Annotated in this window: 21 protein-coding genes; 8 read left to right on the forward strand and 13 right to left on the reverse strand. The window is 70.3% G+C overall.

Annotated features, from left to right (window positions below):
* Window positions 1-22: 22 nt before the first annotated feature.
* The gene (locus tag Aiant_RS18455) at window positions 23-1,306 is read right to left on the reverse strand and encodes a sensor histidine kinase (protein ID WP_189328321.1); all 1,284 of its coding nucleotides are present in this window, start codon (window positions 1,304-1,306) and stop codon (window positions 23-25) included.
* 199 nt (window positions 1,307-1,505) lie between these two features.
* Here Aiant_RS18455 and phoU point away from each other — a divergent pair, with 199 nt between their 5' ends.
* On the forward strand, window positions 1,506-2,162 hold the full coding sequence (phoU, locus tag Aiant_RS18460; protein ID WP_189328320.1) for a phosphate signaling complex protein PhoU: 657 nt from the start codon (window positions 1,506-1,508) through the stop codon (window positions 2,160-2,162).
* A 69-nt stretch (window positions 2,163-2,231) separates the two neighbouring features.
* On the opposite strand, the gene Aiant_RS18465 is transcribed toward phoU, so the two are convergent.
* Entirely contained in the window at window positions 2,232-2,978 is a 747-nt protein-coding gene (locus tag Aiant_RS18465) for a phosphoglyceromutase (RefSeq protein WP_189328319.1), read from the reverse strand.
* 113 nt (window positions 2,979-3,091) lie between these two features.
* Between Aiant_RS18465 and Aiant_RS18470 the strand changes: the two genes are divergently transcribed.
* Together Aiant_RS18470 and Aiant_RS18475 are read left to right on the forward strand one after the other, a co-directional pair.
* Complete coding sequence (locus tag Aiant_RS18470; protein ID WP_189328318.1) at window positions 3,092-4,321, forward strand: MDR family MFS transporter; 1,230 nt, start codon at window positions 3,092-3,094, stop codon at window positions 4,319-4,321.
* Between the two features lie 54 nt (window positions 4,322-4,375).
* Window positions 4,376-5,605, forward strand: coding sequence for an MFS transporter (locus Aiant_RS18475; RefSeq protein ID WP_189328317.1), 1,230 nt, complete (start codon window positions 4,376-4,378; stop codon window positions 5,603-5,605).
* A 626-nt stretch (window positions 5,606-6,231) separates the two neighbouring features.
* Here the strand turns inward: Aiant_RS18475 and Aiant_RS18480 are convergent.
* Together Aiant_RS18480 and mshA are read right to left on the reverse strand one after the other, a co-directional pair.
* Window positions 6,232-6,729 (reverse strand): type III secretion system chaperone family protein, encoded by a 498-nt coding sequence (locus Aiant_RS18480; protein ID WP_189328316.1) that lies wholly within the window; start codon window positions 6,727-6,729, stop codon window positions 6,232-6,234.
* Window positions 6,726-8,012, reverse strand: coding sequence for a D-inositol-3-phosphate glycosyltransferase (gene mshA / locus Aiant_RS18485; RefSeq protein WP_189328315.1), 1,287 nt, complete (start codon window positions 8,010-8,012; stop codon window positions 6,726-6,728). Before mshA ends, Aiant_RS18480 begins: the two co-directional genes overlap by 4 nt.
* Window positions 8,013-8,122: 110 nt before the next feature.
* Between mshA and Aiant_RS18490 the strand changes: the two genes are divergently transcribed.
* Window positions 8,123-8,878, forward strand: a complete 756-nt coding sequence (locus Aiant_RS18490; protein ID WP_189328314.1) for an SDR family oxidoreductase — start codon at window positions 8,123-8,125, stop codon at window positions 8,876-8,878.
* Window positions 8,879-8,881: 3 nt separating this feature from the next.
* Window positions 8,882-9,637 (forward strand): class I SAM-dependent methyltransferase, encoded by a 756-nt coding sequence (locus Aiant_RS18495; protein WP_189328313.1) that lies wholly within the window; start codon window positions 8,882-8,884, stop codon window positions 9,635-9,637.
* Here the strand turns inward: Aiant_RS18495 and Aiant_RS18500 are convergent.
* On the reverse strand, window positions 9,611-10,018 hold the full coding sequence (locus Aiant_RS18500) for a response regulator (protein WP_189328312.1): 408 nt from the start codon (window positions 10,016-10,018) through the stop codon (window positions 9,611-9,613). The two genes, Aiant_RS18495 and Aiant_RS18500, sit on opposite strands and share 27 nt — an antisense overlap.
* A 118-nt stretch (window positions 10,019-10,136) precedes the next feature.
* Window positions 10,137-11,363, reverse strand: coding sequence for a S8 family peptidase (locus tag Aiant_RS18505; protein WP_189328311.1), 1,227 nt, complete (start codon window positions 11,361-11,363; stop codon window positions 10,137-10,139).
* A gap of 248 nt (window positions 11,364-11,611) precedes the next feature.
* Here Aiant_RS18505 and Aiant_RS18510 point away from each other — a divergent pair, with 248 nt between their 5' ends.
* Together Aiant_RS18510 and Aiant_RS18515 are read left to right on the forward strand one after the other, a co-directional pair.
* The gene (locus Aiant_RS18510) at window positions 11,612-11,824 is read left to right on the forward strand and encodes a DUF7455 domain-containing protein (protein ID WP_185038012.1); all 213 of its coding nucleotides are present in this window, start codon (window positions 11,612-11,614) and stop codon (window positions 11,822-11,824) included.
* A 35-nt stretch (window positions 11,825-11,859) separates the two neighbouring features.
* A complete protein-coding gene (locus tag Aiant_RS18515; protein ID WP_189328310.1) occupies window positions 11,860-13,476 on the forward strand; it encodes a sensor histidine kinase in 1,617 nt (538 codons plus the stop codon).
* Window positions 13,477-13,542: 66 nt separating this feature from the next.
* On the opposite strand, the gene Aiant_RS18520 is transcribed toward Aiant_RS18515, so the two are convergent.
* From Aiant_RS18520 to Aiant_RS18550, 7 genes are all read right to left on the reverse strand, one after another.
* Window positions 13,543-14,343 carry an SRPBCC family protein gene (locus Aiant_RS18520; RefSeq protein WP_229829799.1) on the reverse strand — a complete coding sequence of 267 codons (801 nt, stop codon included), beginning with the start codon at window positions 14,341-14,343 and terminating at the stop codon, window positions 13,543-13,545.
* Window positions 14,344-14,428: 85 nt separating this feature from the next.
* Entirely contained in the window at window positions 14,429-15,175 is a 747-nt protein-coding gene (locus Aiant_RS18525; RefSeq protein WP_229829798.1) for a hydrolase, read from the reverse strand.
* A 119-nt stretch (window positions 15,176-15,294) separates the two neighbouring features.
* Complete coding sequence (csrA, locus tag Aiant_RS18530) at window positions 15,295-15,531, reverse strand: carbon storage regulator CsrA (RefSeq protein WP_189328309.1); 237 nt, start codon at window positions 15,529-15,531, stop codon at window positions 15,295-15,297.
* Window positions 15,532-15,664: 133 nt separating this feature from the next.
* Entirely contained in the window at window positions 15,665-16,102 is a 438-nt protein-coding gene (gene fliW, locus Aiant_RS18535) for a flagellar assembly protein FliW (protein WP_185038015.1), read from the reverse strand.
* A 2-nt stretch (window positions 16,103-16,104) separates the two neighbouring features.
* Window positions 16,105-17,085 (reverse strand): flagellin N-terminal helical domain-containing protein, encoded by a 981-nt coding sequence (locus Aiant_RS18540; protein ID WP_189328308.1) that lies wholly within the window; start codon window positions 17,083-17,085, stop codon window positions 16,105-16,107.
* Window positions 17,086-17,099: 14 nt separating this feature from the next.
* Window positions 17,100-18,548 carry a flagellar hook-associated protein FlgK gene (flgK, locus tag Aiant_RS18545; RefSeq protein ID WP_189328307.1) on the reverse strand — a complete coding sequence of 483 codons (1,449 nt, stop codon included), beginning with the start codon at window positions 18,546-18,548 and terminating at the stop codon, window positions 17,100-17,102.
* Window positions 18,548-19,033 (reverse strand): flagellar protein FlgN, encoded by a 486-nt coding sequence (locus tag Aiant_RS18550; protein WP_189328306.1) that lies wholly within the window; start codon window positions 19,031-19,033, stop codon window positions 18,548-18,550. Before Aiant_RS18550 ends, flgK begins: the two co-directional genes overlap by 1 nt.
* Window positions 19,034-19,281: 248 nt before the next feature.
* On the opposite strand from Aiant_RS18550, the gene Aiant_RS18555 reads away from it, so the two are divergent.
* A complete protein-coding gene (locus tag Aiant_RS18555) occupies window positions 19,282-20,484 on the forward strand; it encodes a flagellin N-terminal helical domain-containing protein (protein ID WP_189328305.1) in 1,203 nt (400 codons plus the stop codon).
* The last annotated feature ends 21 nt before the right edge of the window (window positions 20,485-20,505 follow it).

Here is a 20,505-nt window from a genome sequence, read left to right on the forward strand (position 1 = left end):
TCCGTCGTCGGTGACCTGGTCATTACGGGGCCACACCGGACTCGATCTCAATTGCCGTCGGTGACGGCGAGGGGGATTCGGTAGGGCGCGCCGGTAGGCGCAAGGTGAACGTGGATCCCTCGCCGAGTGCGCTGGTCACGTCCACTCGACCACCGTGGTTGGTGGCGATGTGCTTGACGATGGCGAGGCCGAGGCCGGTCCCGCCGGTCGCCCGGGACCGAGCCTGATCAGCTCGGTAGAACCGTTCGAAGATCCGGTCCACGTCCTGCGGAGAGATCCCGATGCCCTGGTCCGCGACATCGATCTCGATCCAGTCGGCTTCCTGCCGCATGGTGAGCTCGACCTTGGTGTCCGGTCCCGAATAGGCGATGGCGTTCTCCACCAGGTTCGTCACCGCGGTGGCGAACTGGCTGTCGCTGCCGTATGCCATCAGGCCTTTCGGACCGGAATAGGCGATCTCGATGTTCTTGGCCGAGGAGGTGGTCCGGGTGCGGTCCAGCACCTCGGCGACCACCCAGTCCAGCGCCACCGGCTCCGGGTTCGGCAGCGGCTCGGCGCCCTGCAGCCGGCTGAGCTCGAGCAGCTCGCTCACCAGCCGGCCCATCCGGGCCGACTCGTGGTGGATCCGCTCGGCGAACCGGCGCGCGGCCATCAGGTCCTCGGACTGCGCCTCGGGTGCCGAGTCGGGCAGCTGGGTGGCGTCCAGCAGCGCCTCGGCCAGCAGCTGGAGCGCCCCGATCGGGGTCTTCAGCTCGTGACTGACGTTGGCCACGAAGTCGCGCCGGACCCGGGCCAGGCGATGCGACTCGGTCACGTCGGCCGCCTCGACGGCGACGTGCGTCGCGTTCAGCGCGACGGCGCGCAGGTGCAGCCCGAGCGGGGCCTGCGCCCCACCGGCACGACCACGCGGAAGATCAAGTTCAACTTCTCGACGTACGCCGGTCCGCCGCACCTGGCCGGCCAGCGTGCGCAGGATCGGATGCGCCGCGATGGTGCCCGGCGCGCCACCGGACCGCAGCAGGCCCATCGCCCGGGCGGCCGGATTGACCAGCACCGGGTAGTCGTCCGCGTCGAGCACGACGACGCCGACCCGCAGCGAGTCGAGGCTCTTGCGGCCGAGGCCCTTGAGACCGTGCTTACCTGCCGGGCGATCGTCGTCCGGTTCGATGGCGGCTCTCCCCTCCGGCGAACCGGACCCGTCCATCTCCTCCGACCCCGGTCGGCGGAAACGGGCGAGAACCAGCCCGGCACCGACACCGACGGCCAGCGCGGCTGAGACCAAGCCGACGGCGTATTCCCACTCCACGCTGCGATCGTAGGGTCATTGTTTACCTGGACCACAAGGCCAAAGGGGCAAATCGGGCCCGCGTTGAATAATGTTCACCACCGGGTCTGGCGTCGTTCACCGGCGTTCATGTCCAGGCCGCCGGGCCGACCTAGCGTGAGCTGCACACATCGGCCGTCACTGCGAGGTGGGACGGCCCCGACATTCGGGACTTTAGAACATGCGCGAGGAGTTTCAGGCCGATCTCATCGAAGTGAGCCGGCTGCTGGTGACCATGGCGGAGTCGGTCCGCGCCGCACTGCGCAAGGCGACGACCGCGCTGCTGACCGCCGACCTGGCGGCGGCCGAGTCCGTCATGCAGCGCGACGCCGAGGTGGACGCCCTTTACGCCCAGGTCGAGACGAAGGTGGCCGACATCATCGTCCGGCAGGCGCCGGTCGCGGTCGACCTGCGCCGGGCGATCACCGCCCTGCACATCTCGGCCGACCTGGAGCGGATGGGCGACCTGGCCGAGCACGTGGCCAAGACCGCCGCCCGCCGGCACCCGTCGCCGGCCGTGCCGGCCGAGCTGCGCCCGGTCTTCAAGGGCATGGCCGAGATCGCCGACCAGATGGCCGAGAAGATCACGGACGTGCTGGCCCACAGTGACGCCGGTCTCGCCACCGAGCTGGAGAAGGACGACGACGCGATCGACGACCTCGAGCGCGAGCTGTTCAAGGTGATGCTGGCCGACGACTGGCCGTACGGGGCGGAGACCGCGATCGACGGCGCTCTGCTGGGCCGGTTCTACGAGCGGTACGCCGACCACGCGGTGAACATCAGCGAGCACACCATCTACCTGGTCACGGGGGAGCCGGCCGCGGGTCAGCAGGGCTGACCGCCCGGCGGCGCGCCAGGGCCGGGACACCACGGGGGTGTCCCGGCCCTGGCGTGTCCTGCTATCGGCTCAGCGGCCCTGGTTGGCGACCGCGGCCGCGGCCTCCTTGGCCGCCTCCGGGTCCAGGTAGGTGCCGCCCGCGGTGATCGGACGCAGGTTCTCGTCCAGGTCGTAGCGCAGCGGGATGCCGGTCGGGATGTTCAGCTTGGCGATCGCCTCGTCGGAGATCTGGTCCAGGTGCTTGACGATCGCGCGCAGCGAGTTGCCGTGCGCGGCGACCAGCACCGTCTTGCCGGCCCGCAGGTCCGGGACGATCGCGTCGTACCAGTACGGCAGGGCCCGCTCCAGCACGTCCTTCAGGCACTCGGCCTTCGGCTTGATCTCCGGCGGCAGGTCCGCGTAGCGCGCGTCGTTCGCCTGGGAGAACTCCGAGTCGTCCTCGATCGGCGGCGGCGGGACGTCGTACGACCGGCGCCAGAGCATGAACTGCTCCTCGCCGTACGCCTCCAGGGTCTGCTTCTTGTCCTTGCCCTGCAGAGCGCCGTAGTGCCGCTCGTTGAGCCGCCAGGAACGCTTCACCGGGATCCAGTGCCGGTCGGTGATGTGCAGGGCGATCTCACTCGTCCGGATCGCGCGCCGCAGCAGGCTGGTGTGCACGACATCGGGCAGCACGTTCTGATCTTTGAGCAGCTCTCCACCGCGGCGGGCCTCATCCTCGCCCTTGGCGTCCAGGTCCACGTCGACCCAGCCGGTGAAGAGGTTCTTGGCGTTCCACTCGCTGTTGCCGTGTCGCAACAGCACCAGGGTTCCAGTCATGAGCACATCTTCCCCGCCCCGCCCGGCGGCGATCCGGGCGGGTGGAAAATCAGTTGCGAGATCACCTAGGTTGTAAGGGAGCAAAGCCGAGTTCAGTGCTTACGGGGGATCTTGTGCACGGTTGGTTGCGGCAGGCCGCGGGCGGATTGCCCCGGCAGTTCTGGTTCCTCTGGACCGGCACCCTGATCAACCGCGTCGGCTCCTTCGTGGTGCTGTTCCTGAGCATCTACCTGACCAGCGAGCGGCACCTCACGCAGAGCCAGGCCGGCCTGGTGCTCGGCCTGTACGGCGTGGGCGGCGCGATCGGCACGATGACCGGCGGGGTGCTGGCCGACCGCTGGGGCCGCCGGCCGACCATGCTGCTCGCCCAGTTCGGCGCGGCCGCGCTGATGCTGACCCTCGGGTTCGCCGGCACGTACCCGCAGATCCTGGTGGTCACGGCGCTGCTCGCGGTCTTCACCGAGGGGGTGCGGCCCGCGTTCTCCGCGATGATGGTGGACGTCGTGCCGGAGCCGGACCGGGTCCGGGCGTACTCGTTGAACTACTGGGCGATCAACCTGGGCTTCGCGCTCGCCGCGATCGCCGCCGGCTTCGCCGCTCAGGCCGACTACCTGCTGCTCTTCGTGGTCGACGCGGCCACCACGGTGGCCACCGCGACGATCACGCTGATCTTCCTGAAGGAGAGCCGGCCGGCGCACCGCCCGGTCACCGCCGGGGCGCCGCGCGGCGGCATGCTGACCGCCCTGAGCGATCGGGTCTTCCTCGTCTACTGGGTGATCAACCTGCTCGGCGTGCTGGTCATCATGCAGCACATGTCGATGCTGCCGATCGCGATGCTGGCCGACGGCTTCTCGGCGGCCACCTACGGCTGGGTGATCGCGGTCAACGGCATCCTGATCGTGTCCGGCCAGCTGTTCGTGCCGCGGCTGATCGAGGGCCGCAGCCCGCACCGGGTGCTGGCGGCCGGCGTGGTGATCATCGGCATCGGCTTCGGGCTGGTCGCGGTCGCCCACTCCGCCTGGATGTACGCGCTGACCGTGGTGATCTGGACCCTCGGCGAGATGCTCCAGTCCCCCAGCAACGCCGCGACCGTGGCGGTGCTGTCGCCGGCCGCGCTGCGCGGGCGTTACCAGGGCCTGATCTCGCTGTCCTGGCAGCTCGGCTCGGCGCTGGCCCCGATCCTGGGCGGCCTGGTGCTGCAGGGCTTCGGCTCGGTGACGCTGTGGGTGGGCTGCTTCGCCGTGTGCGTCGTGGCGGGCGCCGGCCACCTGCTGACCGGCCCGGCCCGGGAGCGGCGCGCGGCCCTCCGGCGAGCCGAGGAGGCCGCGCTCGTCCCGGCCTGACCACACTATGGTTAGGAAGGTTTGCTATTCGAGCGGGAACGGCGGGGTGAGCTCGTGGGCTGGGTGCGCGGAGCGGTCGGCGGGCTGCCGGGGGTCTACTGGTTCCTCTGGGCCGGCCTGCTGATCAACCGGGTCGGCGGGTTCGCCGTCCTCTACCTGTCGCTCTACCTGACCGCCGAGCGGGGCGCGGGCGCGGCGCTGGCCGGCCTGGTGGTCGGCACCTACGGTATCGGCGGGGTGGCCGGCACCCTGGCCGGCGGCGTGCTCACCGACCGGTGGGGACGACGGTCCACGCTGATCTGGTCGCATCTGGGGTGCGCCGCGGTGCTGGTGGCGCTGGCGTTCAGCACGCCGCTCCCGCTGATCGCCGGGCTGTGCCTGCTGCTCGGGCTGACCCAGGCGATGCCCGGCCCGGCGTTCGTCGCGGCGATCACCGACGCGGTGCCGGCCGATCACCGGCTGCGTGCGTTCAACCTTCAGTTCTGGGCCTTCAACCTGGGCACCGCGGGCGCGTCGCTGCTGGCCGGCGCACTGGCCCGGTGGAGTTACCTCGGCCTGTTCCTGCTCGACGCGACCAGCACCCTGGTCACCGCCCTGATCATCGCGTGGAAGGTGCCCGAGACGCTGACCCGGACGAGCCGGTCCGAGCCGTCGGCGGGCGGGATGCGGACCGTCTTCGCCGACCGGATCTTCCTGGCCTTCGTCGGGTTGACCCTGCTCCAGGCGCTGCTCAGCAGCCAGACCACCACCATCGTGCCGCTCGCCATGCACGACGACGGGCTCGGGCCGGGCGCGTACGGCCTGGTGACCGCGCTCGGCGGGGCGCTGATCGTGGGAGGTCAGCTGTTCGTGCCCGGGTTCATCGACCGGCGGCGCAAGGACCGGGTGCTGGCGCTGTCGATGGCCGTGATGGCGGCCGGGTTCGCGGTGCTGGCGGTGGCCGACAGCCTGGCGGTCTACCTGGTGGCCGCGGTGATCTGGACGGTGGGCGGGATGATCGCCGCGCCGCCGAACGCTGCGATCAACTCGGAGCTGGCGCCGACGCTGCTGCGCGGGCGGTACCAGGCGGTGTTCTACCTCAGCTTCCCGGCGGCGGCGTTCATGGCGCCGGCGCTGGGCGGGGCCGGGCTGGAGTGGCTCGGCGCCGGGCACTGGGTGATCGTGGCGATCGTCGGGCTGGTGGCGGCCGGGCTGCACCTGGCGGCCGGCCCGGCCCGGGAGCGGCGGGTGGCCGCCGGGCGAGCAGCGTCCACTGAACACATCGGACAGCCGCACTCGGGATGAGCGGGAATCGCGGCGAATGGACCGCGAGAATTCGATGAACGAAAGATCCTGCCGGATGTAACCGACGTAACATGCCCGTAAACAAAAGCACCGGCGGCGGCGGGCGACCCCCATCCCCATAGGCGTCGCCCGCACTAACCGCCGGTCTCGGGTCGCGCCGTCCCCCAACGGCTCATGCCACCCGTCCCCAAACGCCGATCCGCGGCGATCATTACTGATCGACCCGTTCCCCGAACTGACGGCTCGGCGTCCATCGACCACGCTAGTTGGGGCAGTCAAGCCTCACAAGCCGTATTCGTGTCGACATCTGTCTCAGGCGTCACAATCGCCAACAACCAACCGATCGGACGATCCGCCAATCACTCATCCGGCCTCCGTGACACCGGCAGAAATAACGACTCTTACCGCGTCAAGGAAATGATGACCGTCGAATCAGGCGGGGCCTCGTGCGATCTTGCGCAGGGGTGACATCCCGATGAATTCGCGACTTCGATGATCACGTCTGCGCACGTCAGAGCGATCTTGCCGGATCGGGCAGGTCACCCGGCGGCAGACCGGGCGGACTCATCGAGTTCACTGTGGACACCGAGAGGCCCGAGCCCGGGCTCACGTCCGGGCCAGGAGGGTCAGGACGTGCCGCCGCTGTCGTCGGGCGCGGCGAAATGCTTGAAGGCCTGCAGGTTGGCCAGCGACTCGCCGCGCTTGACCCGCCACTCCCACTCGCGCCGGATGGACGTCCCGAAACCGATCTCCAGCATGGTGTCGAACGACTCGTCGGCGTACGTGAGCACCGCGCCCAGCAGCCGGTCCAGTTCGTCCTCGTCGAGGCTGTTCAGCGAGACCCGCCCGGTCAGATAGACGTCGCCGGCCGCGTCGATGGAGAAGGCCACGCCGTACATCCGGGCGTTGCGGCGCAGCAGCCAGGCCCAGAGCTCCTCGCGGCGCTCGTCCGGCTGGCGCATCACGAACGCCTCGATCCGCAGCGCGTGCTCGCCGACGATCAGGTTGCACGCGGTCTTGAGCTTGTGCGTGCCGGGCAGGGTGACCACATAGGACGACTCACCGGTCGGCTCCCACTCCAGCTCCCGGTCGGTGAGCACCTTCTCGATCAACGCGGTCGTCACGCGCAGGTCACCCCCTCCAGCCGGGCGGCGATCAGCGCCCGGTGCTCGCTCACCGCGTCACGGTAGACGCGCAGCAGGTTATCCGCGGTCCGATCCCAGGAGAACTGCGCGGCGTGCGCCACCGCGCCGGCCGACAGCCGGCGCCGGTAACCCGGCGCGTCCAGCAGTTTCTCCAGCACTCGCGCCCAGTCGGCCGGGTCGTGGCCGTCGATCAGGACCCCGCTCTCGCCGTCCCGCACCGCGGTGACCAGGCCGCCGACCGCCGCCGCCACCACCGGCGTGCCGCAGGCCTGCGCCTCCAGCGCGACCAACCCGAACGACTCGTTGTAGGACGGGACCGCGACGAGGTCGGCGGCCCGATAGAGGGCGGCCAGGTCGGCGCCGGTCTGCGGGGGCAGGAAGACCACCGCGTCGGTGACGCCGAGCGAGGCGGCCAGCTCGATCAACGCGGACGGCCGGTCCAGGCCGGTGCCGCTGGGGCCGCCGCAGATCACCACGGTGACGTCCCGGACGCCGCCGGCCCGCATCTCGGCGACCGCGGAGATCAGCACATCGGGCGCCTTGAGCGGCTGGATCCGGCCGACGAAGGCGATGATCCGGCCGTGCGCGGGCAGTCCGAACCGGGCCCGGTCGGCCGCGCCGGGACGGAACCGGTCCAGGTCGACGCCGGGCTGCACCACGCTGACCCGGGACGGATCGGCGTGGTAGTAGGTCATCAGGTCCTGCGCCTCGAACCGGGTGTTCGCGACCAGCCGGTCGGACTCGGCGACCACCTGCTCCTCACCGATCACCCGGGCTTTCGGCTCCGGGCGGTCACCGGCCGCGATCAGCCGGTTCTTCACCTTGGCCAGGGTGTGCGCGGTGTGCACGTGGGGCACGCCCCAGCGCTCCCGGGCCAGCCAGCCGACCTGGCCGGAGAGCCAGTAGTGCGAGTGGATCAGGTCGTAGTGGCCGGGCGGGTGCGCCGCCTCGGCCCGCAGCACGCCGGTGGTGAACGCGCAGAGCTGCGACGACAGCTCCTCCTTGTTCAACCCCTCGTAGGGCCCCGCGGTGACGTGCCGCACGTGCACGCCGGGCACCATCTCCACCATCGGCGGCAGGTCGCTCGCGGTGGCCCGGGTGAAGATCTCCACCTCGACCCCGGCCGCGGCGAGCCGCTTGGACACCTCGACGATGTAGACGTTCATCCCGCCGGCGTCGCCGGTGCCCGGCTGCTCCAGCGGCGACGTGTGCACCGAGAGGGTGGCTATGCGCCGGGGTGTGGGCCAGCCGACCTCAGCCACAATGGTTCCCTCCGCTCGGACTCCTACAGCTTCATCTTCCCCATCGGCGTGGGCTGAACCACCACGCAGCGGGAGCAGCGTGACTCAGGTCATGAGGTTAGATCGGAACCATGCAGAGAATCGCAGTGGTCACCGGGGCATCCAGCGGAATCGGCGCGGCGACGGCACGCCGCCTGGCCGGCGAGGGATTCCACGTGGTCGCGGCGGCCCGCCGGGCCGACCGGCTGGACGCGCTGGTGAAGGAGATCGGGCCGCACGCGACCGCGGTCGCCTGCGACGTCACCTCGGACGAGTCGGTGGCCGGGCTGGTCGCCGCGGTGGCCGGGCTGGGCCTGCCGCTCGCCGTGCTGGTGAACAACGCCGGCGGCGCCCGCGGGGTCGACCCGGTCGAGGACGGCTCGGTCGACGACTGGCAGTGGATGTTCGACGTGAACGTGCTCGGCACGCTGCGGGTCACCAAGGCGCTGCTGCCGGCGCTGGAGGCGAGCGGCGCCGGGACGATCGTGACGATGGGTTCGACGGCGGCCTTCACGCCGTACGAGGGCGGTGGTGGCTACGTCGCGGCCAAGCACGCGCAGACCGCCCTGGTCGGGACGCTGCGCCTGGAGCTCGCCGGCCGGCCGGTGCGGGTCGTGGAGATCGATCCCGGGATGGTGCGCACCGACGAGTTCGCGCTCAACCGGTTCGACGGCGACGCGGACAAGGCCGCCGCGGTCTACGCCGGGGTGAAGGAGCCGCTGGTGGCCGACGACATCGCGGACATCGTGGCGTTCGCCGCGACCCGGCCGCAGCACGTCAACATCGACCGGCTGGTGGTCCGCCCGATCGCCCAGGCCGCCCAGCACAAGGTGCACCGGGAGCTGTAACAGGTGAAACCGGTCGGCGCGATCACCCGCGGCACCACCAACCCCAACCGCTTGCGACGGGTGGACAACTTCATCGCCTTCCGGTGCGCTGATCTGTTGCGGTCCGCGGCCACGCCGCTGGTGATCGATCTGGGGTACGGCGCCACGCCGGTCACCGCCGTGGAACTCCGGGGGCGGCTGGCCGCCACGGTCCGCGCGGACGTCACGGTGGTCGGTCTGGAGATCGATCCGGTACGCGTGGCCGCCGCCCTCCCCCACGCGGACCCGCCCGGCCTGGAGTTCCGCCGGGGCGGGTTCGAGCTGGCCGGTCTCGCCCCGGCCGTGGTGCGCGCGTTCAACGTGCTCCGGCAGTACTCGGAGGACGAGGTCGCGGCGGCCTGGCGGCAGATGACCGGCACCGGAGCGGTGCTGATCGAGGGCACCTGTGACGAGCTCGGCCGGATCGCCACCTGGGCGGTGGTCGAGGCCGGTGTGCCGGCGACGCTGACCCTGTCGGCCAGGCTCCCGGTGCTGGAGCATCCGGCGGTCTTCGCGGAACGGCTGCCCAAGGCGCTGATCCACCACAACGTGCCCGGGCGTCCGGTGCACGAGCTGCTGCGCGCGCTGGGCCGGGCCTGGGAGACCGAGGCGACGCCGTTCGGACCGCGGCAGCGGTGGCTGGCCACGGTCCGGCGGATGCGCGCCGAGGGCTGGCCGGTCCTGGACGGACCGGCCCGCTGGCGCCTCGGCGAGCTAAGTGTGCCGTGGCCCGTCGCCTAGCACGCTCTTGAGCGCTTCGAGCAGGGCGTCGGCGGTGAACGGCTTCTTCACCAGCAGGGCGTCGTCCCCGACCAGGCCCTTGGTGACCGCGATGTCCTTGGGCAGCCCGGAGATGAAGACTACGCCCGTGCCGGGACGCATCTCGATGATCGTGCCGGCCAGTTCGCCGCCGGACTTGCCGCCCGGCAGGGTCAGGTCGGTGACCAGGACGTCGATGTCGCCCGGGTGGTCCCGGCAGACCGAGATGGCCTCGTCCGGATCACCGGCCACCAGGGCGGCATACCCTTTGCGCTGCAGCATGCGGCGCATGATGTCGCGGAGATCTTCTTCGTCGTCGACGACCAGGACGGTCGGCGTTTCGGCGACCGGCGCCTCGGACATGGGTCCTCCTCGCGGGCTGGGGTCGATCTCACGCTAGCCGCCGGAGGGCGTCGGACGGCCACTGTTCGGAAAAGCCGAACGCCGCTCTTCCCGGAAGGAGGAGCGGCGTTCGCGAGGGTCAGCGCTTCTTGGCGGCGGTGCCGGTGTCGCCGGCCAGGTAACCGGTGTAGAGAACCTTGTTCGGCGAGCCGGCGCCGGGGTTGCGGACCAGGCCCGAGCCGGCGTGCCCGACCAGGTCGTCACGGACCTGCTGCGGGGTCCAGTCCGGGTGGGCGCCGAGCACCAGGGCGGCCGCGCCGGCCACGTGCGGGCTGGCCATCGAGGTGCCGCTCATCGTCGCGGTCGCCGTGTTCGAGTTCTTGCCGGCCGACTTGATGTCGACGCCCGGCGCGAAGATGTCGACGCAGGTGCCGTAGTTGGAGAAGGACGCCCGCCGGTCGCCGCTGTCCACGGCGCCCACGGTGATCGCGTTGGCGGTGTCGGCCGGCGAGAACTTGCAGGCGTTCTTGTTGTCGTTGCCGGCCGCGATGGCGTACGTGACGCCCTTGGCGATCGACCGGTTGATGGCGTCGTCGAGCGCCTTGTCGACCGGGCCGCCGATGCTCATGTTGGCCACCGCGGGCAGCTTGGCGTTCTTGGTGACCCAGTCGATCCCGGCGATGAAGTCGGAGTACGAGCCGGAGCCGTCGCAGTCCAGCACCTTCACCGCGACGATCTTGACGTCCTTGGCGACGCCGTACGTCGAGCCGCCGATGCTGCCGGCCACGTGGGTGCCGTGCCCGTTGCAGTCGTTCGCGGTCTTGTCGCCGTCGACGAAGTCCCAGCCGTTGGTGGCCCGGCCGCCGAACTCCTTGTGCGAGACGCGGACGCCGGTGTCGATCACGTAGGCGGTCACGTCCTTGGCCGACCGGTACGAGTACTTCTTGTCCAGGGTGCGGGTGCGCTGGTCGATCCGGTCCAGGCCCCAGGTGACGTTCGGCTGGACCGAGGCCGAGGTGATCACGGCGTCCTGCTCGACGTACCGCACGGCCGGGTCGGCGGCGAGGCGCGCGGCCTGCTCCGCGGACATCCGGGCGTGGAAACCGGACACCGTGGCCTGGTAGTTCTCGAGCACCTCGCCGCCGTACACGGCGGTCAGGGCTCGCGAGTCGGCGTCCTGCCCGGGCTTGAGCACGACGATGTAGCTGTCCGGGATGGCGGCGGCGCCGGCCTCCAGGACCGTCCCGGTCCGCGGCGCGGCCGGAGCCGCGGCGGCCGGAGCGGCGAAACCGTAAAGAGAAGCGGTGGCGGCGCTCGCGACGGCTACGAAACGGTAGGCCAGGCGACGGGCGTCGGAACCGAGCATCAAATATCTCCCTCAGGTAGGTGCCCCGGCCCGGAAGTGCATGCCGTGGCGACTTGAGGGAAATCCTGAAGATGAAGAAGTGCAGGACAAGGTCTTGACTGGTTGCGACGACGTTGCGCCGTTCACAGCGGATACCGGGGTCGAACCACTAAGGCGACCCGGCGCAGGGCCGATCTAGTCCGCTGTCAGGACCGCTGCACACCGCCGTTGAGCCTCGCTTCATTCGGCCACTGAGCAAGGAGAGCGATATGACCACCCTGCTGTCGCCCGAGATCGACACCGTCGGCGAGCTGACCGATCGCTGCGATCGCTGCGGCGCGGCCGCCAAGCTGGAGGTGACCCTGAGCAGCGGCGGCGACCTGGCCTTCTGCGGCCACCACGCGAACCGGATGCACGCTGAGATCTCGCGCGTGGCCAGCAAGATCCGCCTGGAGGAAGGGTTCGCCTGGGCGGGTAAGTAATCGCGCTTGCCGCGATATGCTCATTTCCTCACGTCATGGGGGGATATGTGCGTATCGCGGCACGCGGCGTGGGCAGGCTGTCCCGGCTGATCGCCGGCTGCGCCGGGGTCACGGTCACCGTGCTCGGCCTTCTGAACACGCACACATCCGATCTGAACGCGTCGCCGGAGGGGCTCTCGCCCGCTCCGGCGTTCGTCGTGATACCGGCCGGTGCGGCCCTGGTGGTGCAGGCGCTGCCGCCGGCCGGGGGCCTCGCCGGCCGGCTGCGCTCCGGCGTGGCCGCCGTTCTCGGCCTGTCCGCGGCGGTGCTCGGCGCCCTCACGCTGCACCGGCATCCGGCCGCCGGACTCGCCACCGTGCTGACCGGTCTCGCGCTGGCCGGCCTCGACCTGCGGCTGCCCAAGCTCGGCCGGCTCCCGGTGCGGATCACCGACCCGCTGCTGCTCGGCGCCGCCACGGTCGCGCTGGTCGCGCTGGCCTCCCGGTTCGTCACCGGCAGCGGGGCGATGCCGCCGCACCTGGCCGGCGGCCTGCTCCTGCTGACCGCCGGCGCCGTCCTGGCCCGGCCCGAGCCCGGGCCGGCGCCCGCCGCCGACACCGCCGACCAGCGCCTGGTCGCCGAGCTGCGGGACCGGCAGGACTTCGCGGACACGCTGCTCCAGTCGATGAACGAAGCGGTCATGGTGCTGGACGCGAACTACCGGGTGATCGACGTGAACCGGCGCTGGCGCGAGCTCACCGGCCACCGGGACGACGTGTACGAGCCGCCGCCGCTGCCGCCGCCGGGCCACGGCGGCGACTGGCTGCTGCCCCGCGCCGACGGCACCCAGGTGCCGGTGCTGGCCACCATGGCCGCCATCCCGGACGCCGCCGGCGCGCCCCGCGGCTACGTCGCCACCTGCGTCGACATCGCCTCCCGCAAACAGGCCGAGGAGGCGCTCAGCGAGCACGCCGCCGAGCTGGAGCGCGGCAACGCGCAGCTGGCCGCGGCGAACGCCCAGCTGGGCGCCGCGCTCGCCTTCAAGAACGACCTGACCTCGATGCTCACCCACGACGTGGCCCAGCCGATCAGCTCGATCGCCAGCCTGGCCGAGCTGCTCTGCGCGGACTGGGCGGACCTGCCGGACGACATCCGGCTGGAACTGTCCCTGAAGATCGACAAGAACACCCGCCGCCTGGTCAAGATGATGAACGACCTCCAGCTGCTGTTCCGCCTGGACACCGGCGCGGTGACCGCCCGGCGGGTGCCGGTGCCGCTGCTCGAGGTGGCTCGGGCGGCCCGCGCCGAGACGGCCGGGGCCGACCAGGTGGAGATCGCGATCGACGAGGAGCTGTCCGCGCTGGCCGACCGCGGGCACCTCGCCGTGGTGGTGGAGAACCTGTTGAAGAACGCGATCGTGCACGGGGCGGCGCCGATCCTGGTGGTCGCCGAGCGGCAGGGCGGGACGGTGCTGCTCTGCGTGCAGGACAGTGGCGCGGGCATCCCGGAGGACGTGCTGCCCAACCTGTTCGGCCGGTTCCTGCGCGGGGCCGGGCTGGGCCTGTTCATCGTGCGGCACCTGGTCGAGGCGAACGGCGGCTCGGTTCGCTACGAGCACGCCGTCCCGCGCGGCGCCCGCCTGCTGGTCACCCTGGAAGCCGCCCCACGCTGAACCGCCTCTCCCCGCCGGGCATGGCGAAGGCCGGCCCGGTGGGCCGGCCTTGACGGCGATCCTGGATCAGCCGATGCCCCGGTCCTCTTCGTTGATCATGCCGTTGCCCCAGATGTCGGCGGCGGCGGTGCGGCCACCCATCCGGGCCGAGCCGGACGAGGCGCCCCGCTTCGCCGTCGGGACGGTGCCCGGGCCGGCCGCGTGGTGCAACGGGTTGTCGGTGAGGCCGGTGCCGGTCGGGTCGGCGTTGCTCAGGTCGGCGGCGCCGGTGTCCCAGCCCGCGCCCGGTCCCGGCTCGGTGTCCTGCGGGATCGCCTGGGTGGCCGGCGGGTGCTTGTGCACGCGGGCGGCGACCGACGCCGGCGAGGCGTAGTCCGGCTTGCTGAACAGGGTGTGCGAGGGGCCGGGCAGGCGCTTGACGCTGGCGCCGGTGGGCATCGGGCGGCCGCCCAGCACGCCGCTCTCGACCAGGCCCTTGAAGGTGGTCAGGTCCGCCTTGAGCCGGCGGTTCAGCGACTCCTGACCGTGCCGGTCGCTGGGCATGAGGAACGCGATGTCGGCCTCGAGCTGCGCGACGATCTGGGTCTTCGTCTCGCCCATCGGGCGCAGCGTCAGGGTCTCGGCGAGGAGCGGCCCCTCCATGGTCGACCAGGAGACCCGTTCGTCCGGCGACCGCTCGATGATCTGCGCGTCGAACTCCCGGCGCTTGCCGTCCACATCCATGATCCAGTGGGTCTGGTCCGCGCCGGTGGTGGTCACCTGGCGGACTCCGGTCATGAACCGTGGGTAGTTCTCGAACGCGGCGAGTTGCTCGTACACCGTGTGCAGCGGTGCACTCACCTCGATGGCCTGCTGAACCATACTCATCGCATCTCTCCCATGCTGAAGTGCTGGCATGACAGAGCGTACGGAGACGAGTGCGACCCGTGTTCGCTTTCGCGGAGACCGGCTTTCAGACTCTGCGCAGGTACTGCCAGCCACCGACCTCGGCGGCGTACCGGGCGTCACTCGCGGGCACCAGCGTCACGGCGGCGTCGCGCAGCAGCGCGACCAGGCGCGGGGACGGGCTGCGCCACGCCTCGCTGATCTCCACCAGGGTGCCGGTGGAGCGGCAGGCGGCGGCCAGGTCGGCGAGCAGCGCCGGAGAGACCGCCGCGTCGTCCACGCCGGCCTGGGCCAGCAGCGCGAGCGGGCGGGCCAGCTGGGTGGGCACGTAGCGGCAGGCCCGCTCCAGGCCCAGGACGGTGGCCTCGACCAGGCGTTCGGCGACCTCCTCGGCGGTCAGCTCGCCGGTCTCGACCAGGGCGCGCACGGCCCGGGCGTCGAGCGGCTCGTCGCCGGCCGGCAGGGCGGAGACCGCCACCGACAGCGCGTCCAGCTGGGCCAGGTCGGTGGGCAGCGCGAGCCAGCCGTCCGGGCGGACCACCTCGACCTCGGCGGCCACCCGCAGGGTCATCTCGGTGCGGTGCCGGGCCCGGCGCACGGCGTCCGCGTACGCGGTCAGCCAGGTGGTGTCCGGTCCGGCCTGGTCGGCGAAGGTGAGCGAGGTCAGTCCGGCCCGGTCGGCGGCCGAGACCACCACGCCGACGGCATCCCGCCCGGCCGCGAACCCGGTGTGCACGTGGCCGTCCACCGTCAGGTCCAGCGCGCATGCGGTGCCGACCGCACCGCCGCCGATGACTGATTCCCGCTCTGCCACGTTCGCTCCCCGACTGAAGTTCTCCGTCGGGGAGAAGAATGCCGGTCGCGCGTTGTCTCCGGGGTCAGCCGCCGGTGCAGCTGAGGTGCGCCCGCCACCGGTGATGGCGGGCGCGGCCCTCACTCTCCCGGCTTCTGGAGCATCTGGGTGATCGCGTGCACCGCGTCGTCGGTCGGCGAGGCGGCCGCCCGGTTCGCGTCCTGCAACTCGCGATACACCTCCTCGCGGTGCACCTGCACGTCACGGGGAGCCTGGATGCCCAGCCGGATGACGTCGCCCCGGGCCTCCAGCACGGTGATCACGACGTCGTCGCCGATCATCACGCTCTCGCCGGCCCGCCTGGTCAGCACTAGCATCGACGCCCTCCTCCTCCATCCATGGAACGGACAGCATGGCAAAGGCGCGGCCGCGAGGGAACGCGACCGCGCCTTGGAGGGTTGTCACGAGGCGCGAGGTCCCGGCCGTCGTGACAAGCCCTCACCTGGAGGATCAGTACGACCGGTTCATGATCGCCCGGACCGGGTAGCCGGAGCCGGTGAGGACGGTCTGCATCGCCCGCATGCTGTCCCGGTCCACCACGATCGGGGCGAGGAGGTTCGCGGTGGTCTCCTCCTTGCCCGCGGTGATGACCGTGAGCAGCAGTACCCGGTCCGGGTCCTTGGTGTTCAGCGCGGCGAACACCGACTCGTCGATCTCCGGGGCGTACTCCGGGAAGAACGGCTCCGGCGGTGCCACCAGGAAGCGCAGCTCCGGGTTGTCGAGCGAGGTCAGGGCGTAGAGCAGACCGTCGTCGTTCAGGCGCACCAGGACGAATTCCTTGTGCGCCGGGAACCCCGGCATGGGAACCGCCATCGAGATGGTCGGCAGGCCCAGCGACGGGTCGGTCATGGTGGCCTCGATCGGTCGGGACATGGTGCGAGTAGTCATGGTCACCTCAGGAAATCGATGAGCGAGGGCTGGATCACCTTGGCCGTGGCGGCCAGGGCGGCCTGATACGAGGTCTGCTGGAGCTGCAATTCCATGATCGCCTTGGGCAGGTCGACATCCTCGATATCGGACAGCTGCGACGACACGGACATCAAGCGATCCTCAGCGGACTGCTTCATCTGTGTAACCCGATTGTATCGAGCACCTACGTCCGAAAGAGTGGAATTCAGCAGATCAGACGCTTTGTCGAGGTTCTTCAGGCCGGTGTCGATAGCGGCCGAGTCGCCCGACTTCATGGCGTCGGACAGGTCCTTGAGAACGTTGAACAGTTGCGCCGGGTTCCGCACCCGGGCCGCCGGATCGGTCTGGTCGGCCAGCTCCTGCCCGTCGGCGTCGACGTACTTGCCGTCGCCGTTGACGAGGTAGTCGTTGCCGAACACCTCGGGGCCGCGGACGTCCACCCGGACCTTGGCGTTCGGCCCGATCATCCGGGCCGTCTCACCGGCCTCCTCGCCGACGTAGGCGCCGCTCGCGTACGCCGCGGAGTCCGGTGTGGAGCCGCCGAAGACCGGGCGGTCCAGGTACTTCGTGTTGGCGTACTGAATGAGCGTGCCGCGGATCTGGTCGATCTCGGCGGCCCGCGCGTTGTTCGCCTCCGGCGTGCTGCCGCCGCCCGCGCTGGCCGCCGCCAGGGTGAGCTCCCGGACCTTGGCGACCAGCGTGGTCGAGCTCTGGAGGGTGTCCTGCACGGTGCCGAGCCGGCCCATCGCGTCGTCGGCGTTGGTCGAGTACTTCTTGTTCGCGCGGACCTCGCCGCGCAACTGGAGTGCGGTGACCGTGCCGGTCGGCGAGTCCGACGGGCGGTGCAGCTGCTTGCCGCTGGAGATCTGGTCCTGCGCCGTCTGCGTCCGGTTGAGGTTGCGCTGCAGGCTCGCCATCGTCCGGGTGCGGACGCTGCTCTCGGTGACTCGTGGGCTGCTCATGAGCCGTCGTCCCCCTACCTACCGACCATGCCGGTTCGGTTGATCAATTGGTCGAGCATCGAGTCGACCGTGGTGAGCACCCGCGACGCGGCCTCGTAACCGCGCTGGTAGGTGAGCAGGTTGGTCATCTCCTCGTCGAGGTTGACCCCGGACTCCGCGTCCCGTGCGGCGTCCACCTGGTCGGTCACCGCGTTCTGCACGTCGCGCCGGCGGATCGACGACTGCGCGGCCACCCCGAGGTCGCCGATCAGCTGCTGGTACTCGGCGTCGGCGCCGTCCCGGGAGGTGGCCAGCTCGGCCAGGTCGTCGGCGATCCCGCCGTCCAGCGCCTTGGTGGTGAGCACGCCTTTCGGGTCCTTGGTCGAGACGGCCAGGTCGTCCGGGTCGGACACCTTCACCCCGATGTTCCCCGCGGTGATCGTGGCGGTCGGATCGTTGGGCCGGTCGCGGTCGACGAAGAACTGCTGACCGGTGTCGCCCTTCATGCTGTAGCCGGTGCCGTACTTGTCGTTGACGGTCTCGGCCAGCTTCTGGGCCACCTTGTCCAGCCGGTTCGAGATGTCGTGCAGGGTGCCGTCCTTGGCGAGCAGCTCCATCTGCGAGCCCATCGTCCCGCCCGCGGCGACCGCCGTCTTGGTGTCCTTGAACCGCAGGTTCACCAGGACGTCGCTGTCGAGGTCGGCGAGCTGGGTCGCCCCGCCCGCCTCGATCTCGATCGGCCGGTTGGTGAACTCGCTGACCAGCGGCGCGCTGCCGATGAAGACGTTGGTCGCGCCGTTCGGCAGGTCGGTCGCGGTGGCGCCGACGACCTGGGAGAGCTTGAGAATCTCCTGCGAGCGCCGGTCCATCAGCTCGTTGGCCTGCAACCCGGCCGCCTTGGCGACCACGATCTCCTTGTTCAGCTTGGCCACCTCCTCGGCCGACTTGTTGACGTCGCCGACGTAGGTGTCCAGGCCGGCCCGGATCGACTCGAACTGGTTGTTGATCGCCTTGGACGCGTCGTTGAGCGTGGCGGCCACCGTGGTCGCCTGCTCCAGCAGCGCGGACTTGGGCGCCGCCTTGTCCGGGTTGGTGGCGACCGCGTTCCAGCCGTCCCACATGTCCTGCATGCGGGCCTGCAACGCGGTGTCGCTGGGCTCCGCGAAGACGTCCTCGATCAGCGCGTACGCGCCGGCCTTCTCGTTGAGGTACGACGAGTTCGCGTGCTCGGTGTAGCTGCGGTGGTCGAGCGCGGTGTTCCGTAGCCGTTCCACCGTCGAGACGGTGACGCCGGCGCCTACCGCGAGGGTGCTGGCGTAGATGCCGGGCGTCAGGTTGGCGTTCTGCGCCTGCATCACGACGCGCTGCCGGGTGTAACCCTCGGTGCTCGCGTTGGCGATGTTCTGTCCGGTGATGTCGAGGCCGCGGCGCTGCGCGTACAGAGACGTCAGCGCGGTGTTCAGTCCACTGAATGTGCTAGCCATCAGATCGCCTCATCGACGAGGGTGGGCCGGCGGATGCCGCCGGTGACGGTCTGGCCCTGCGGTCCGTACGTTTCCACAGACTCGGCGAACACGAGCATGGTTTCGCGAGCCGCGCGCTGGCCCGCGGTGAGCAGGTCACGGTTGACGTCGGCCAGGGCCCGGATCTCCGACGTCAGCAGCAGGAACGCCTTACGGTGCTGATGGAGGAGATCCGACCAGGGGTCGGGCGCCGCGTCGGCCAGCTCGCCCAGCGACGCCTCCGGGCTCAGGCCGAGCTCGATCGCGACGTCCTGCGCGTACGCCGCCCGGATCACCTCGGTCTGGCGGATCTGGTCCAGCACCACTTCCACCTCCCGGGTGGCGTGGCTCAACCAGCGGGATCGGTTGGCCGCGAGGAGCAACTGCTCCTCCTCAAGCTTGAACAGGAGCATCTCCAGCAGCTCCCGAGAGCGCCACAAGACGCTGGCCAGGTCGGTCAGACTCACCCGGTCCTCCGTCGTTCGCTGGTCGGGCTGCACCCTTTCGGCAACCCACTCATTCGGACAGGTCGGCATGTTCGCCGTGCCGCTGAGTGGTTTCGCCCGATCGGCATTTATCCGGTTAGCCGGATTAGCCGGAGATTTTCTCGGAGAATCGCTCAGCGCCTCTCGGCTGCCCGCCGAAGGGAATGGCGCAACACCAACGGCTCACGGACGGGCCGGTTCAAGACCCCAGTCAAGGAGGAATCACCACAATGGGTCTTCGCATCAACCAGAACATCGCCGCGCAGAACGCCTACCGGAACCTGTCGGTGACCGACAGCCAGATGTCGAAGTCGCTGGAGAAGTTGTCCAGCGGTTTCCGCATCAACCGGGCGGCGGACGACGCGGCCGGCCTGTCGATCTCCGAGGGTCTGCGGGCGCAGACCGGCGGTCTCAAGGTCGCGGTGCGCAACGCTCAGGACGCGATCAGCGTCGTGCAGACCGCTGAGGGTGCGCTGAACGAGGTCACCAGCATGCTCCAGCGCATGCGTGACCTGTCGGTCCAGGCGTCCAACGCGTCCCTGGACACCGACGCCAAGGGCGCCGCGCAGAAGGAGTTCGACCAGCTCGCGGCCGAGATCGACCGCGTCGGCGACACCACCGCGTTCGGCAAGTCGAAGCTGCTCGACGGCTCCTTCGGCACCACCGAGGGCAACACCGCGACCAACAAGCTGACCGCGATGCCGGCCACGATCTCCTTCAACATCCAGCAGATCGGCAGCAAGGACCTCAGCGACAACCCGATCGCGGTCAGCGTCACGCCGGCCGCGACCGACTCCGCCAAGGACGTCGCCGACAAGCTCAACACGGCGATCAAGGCGGCGCTCACCGCTCCGGCCAACGCGGCCCAGGGCTTCACCGGCGGTGAACTGCACGTCTCGTCCGACGTCGCGGCCGACGGCACCGGTATGTCGTTCAGCCTCGACGGCACCGCCGCGTTCACGATCTCCGACCAGGTCGGCGACGCGTTCACGGACGGCGCCAGCACCACCAAGACCTCTGGCACCAACGGTGACTTCCAGATCGGCGCCAACGCCGGCGAGAAGCTGAACGTCTCGATCGCCAAGACCAGCGCCTCGTCGCTGGGCCTCAGCGGCCTGGACCTCACGGCCGGCGCCGACGCGAACGGCGTGTCCGGTGCGAACAAGGCGATCAAGGCGCTGGACTCCGCGATCAAGTCGATCTCCGACCAGCGGGCCTCGCTCGGTGCGTCGCAGAACCGCTTCGAGCACACCATCAACAACCTCAACACGGCGGTGGAGAACCTGTCCGCGTCGGAGTCCCGGATCCGGGACACCGACATGGCGCAGGAGATGGTCTCCTTCACCCGGAGCCAGATCCTCACCCAGGCCGGCACGTCGATGCTGTCGCAGGCGAACCAGTCCTCGCAGAACGTGCTGTCCCTGCTGCGCTGATACCTGGCGCTAACCGGTTGG

The organism is Actinoplanes ianthinogenes (genome assembly GCF_018324205.1).
Classification (GTDB): Bacteria; Actinomycetota; Actinomycetes; order Mycobacteriales; family Micromonosporaceae; genus Actinoplanes; species Actinoplanes ianthinogenes.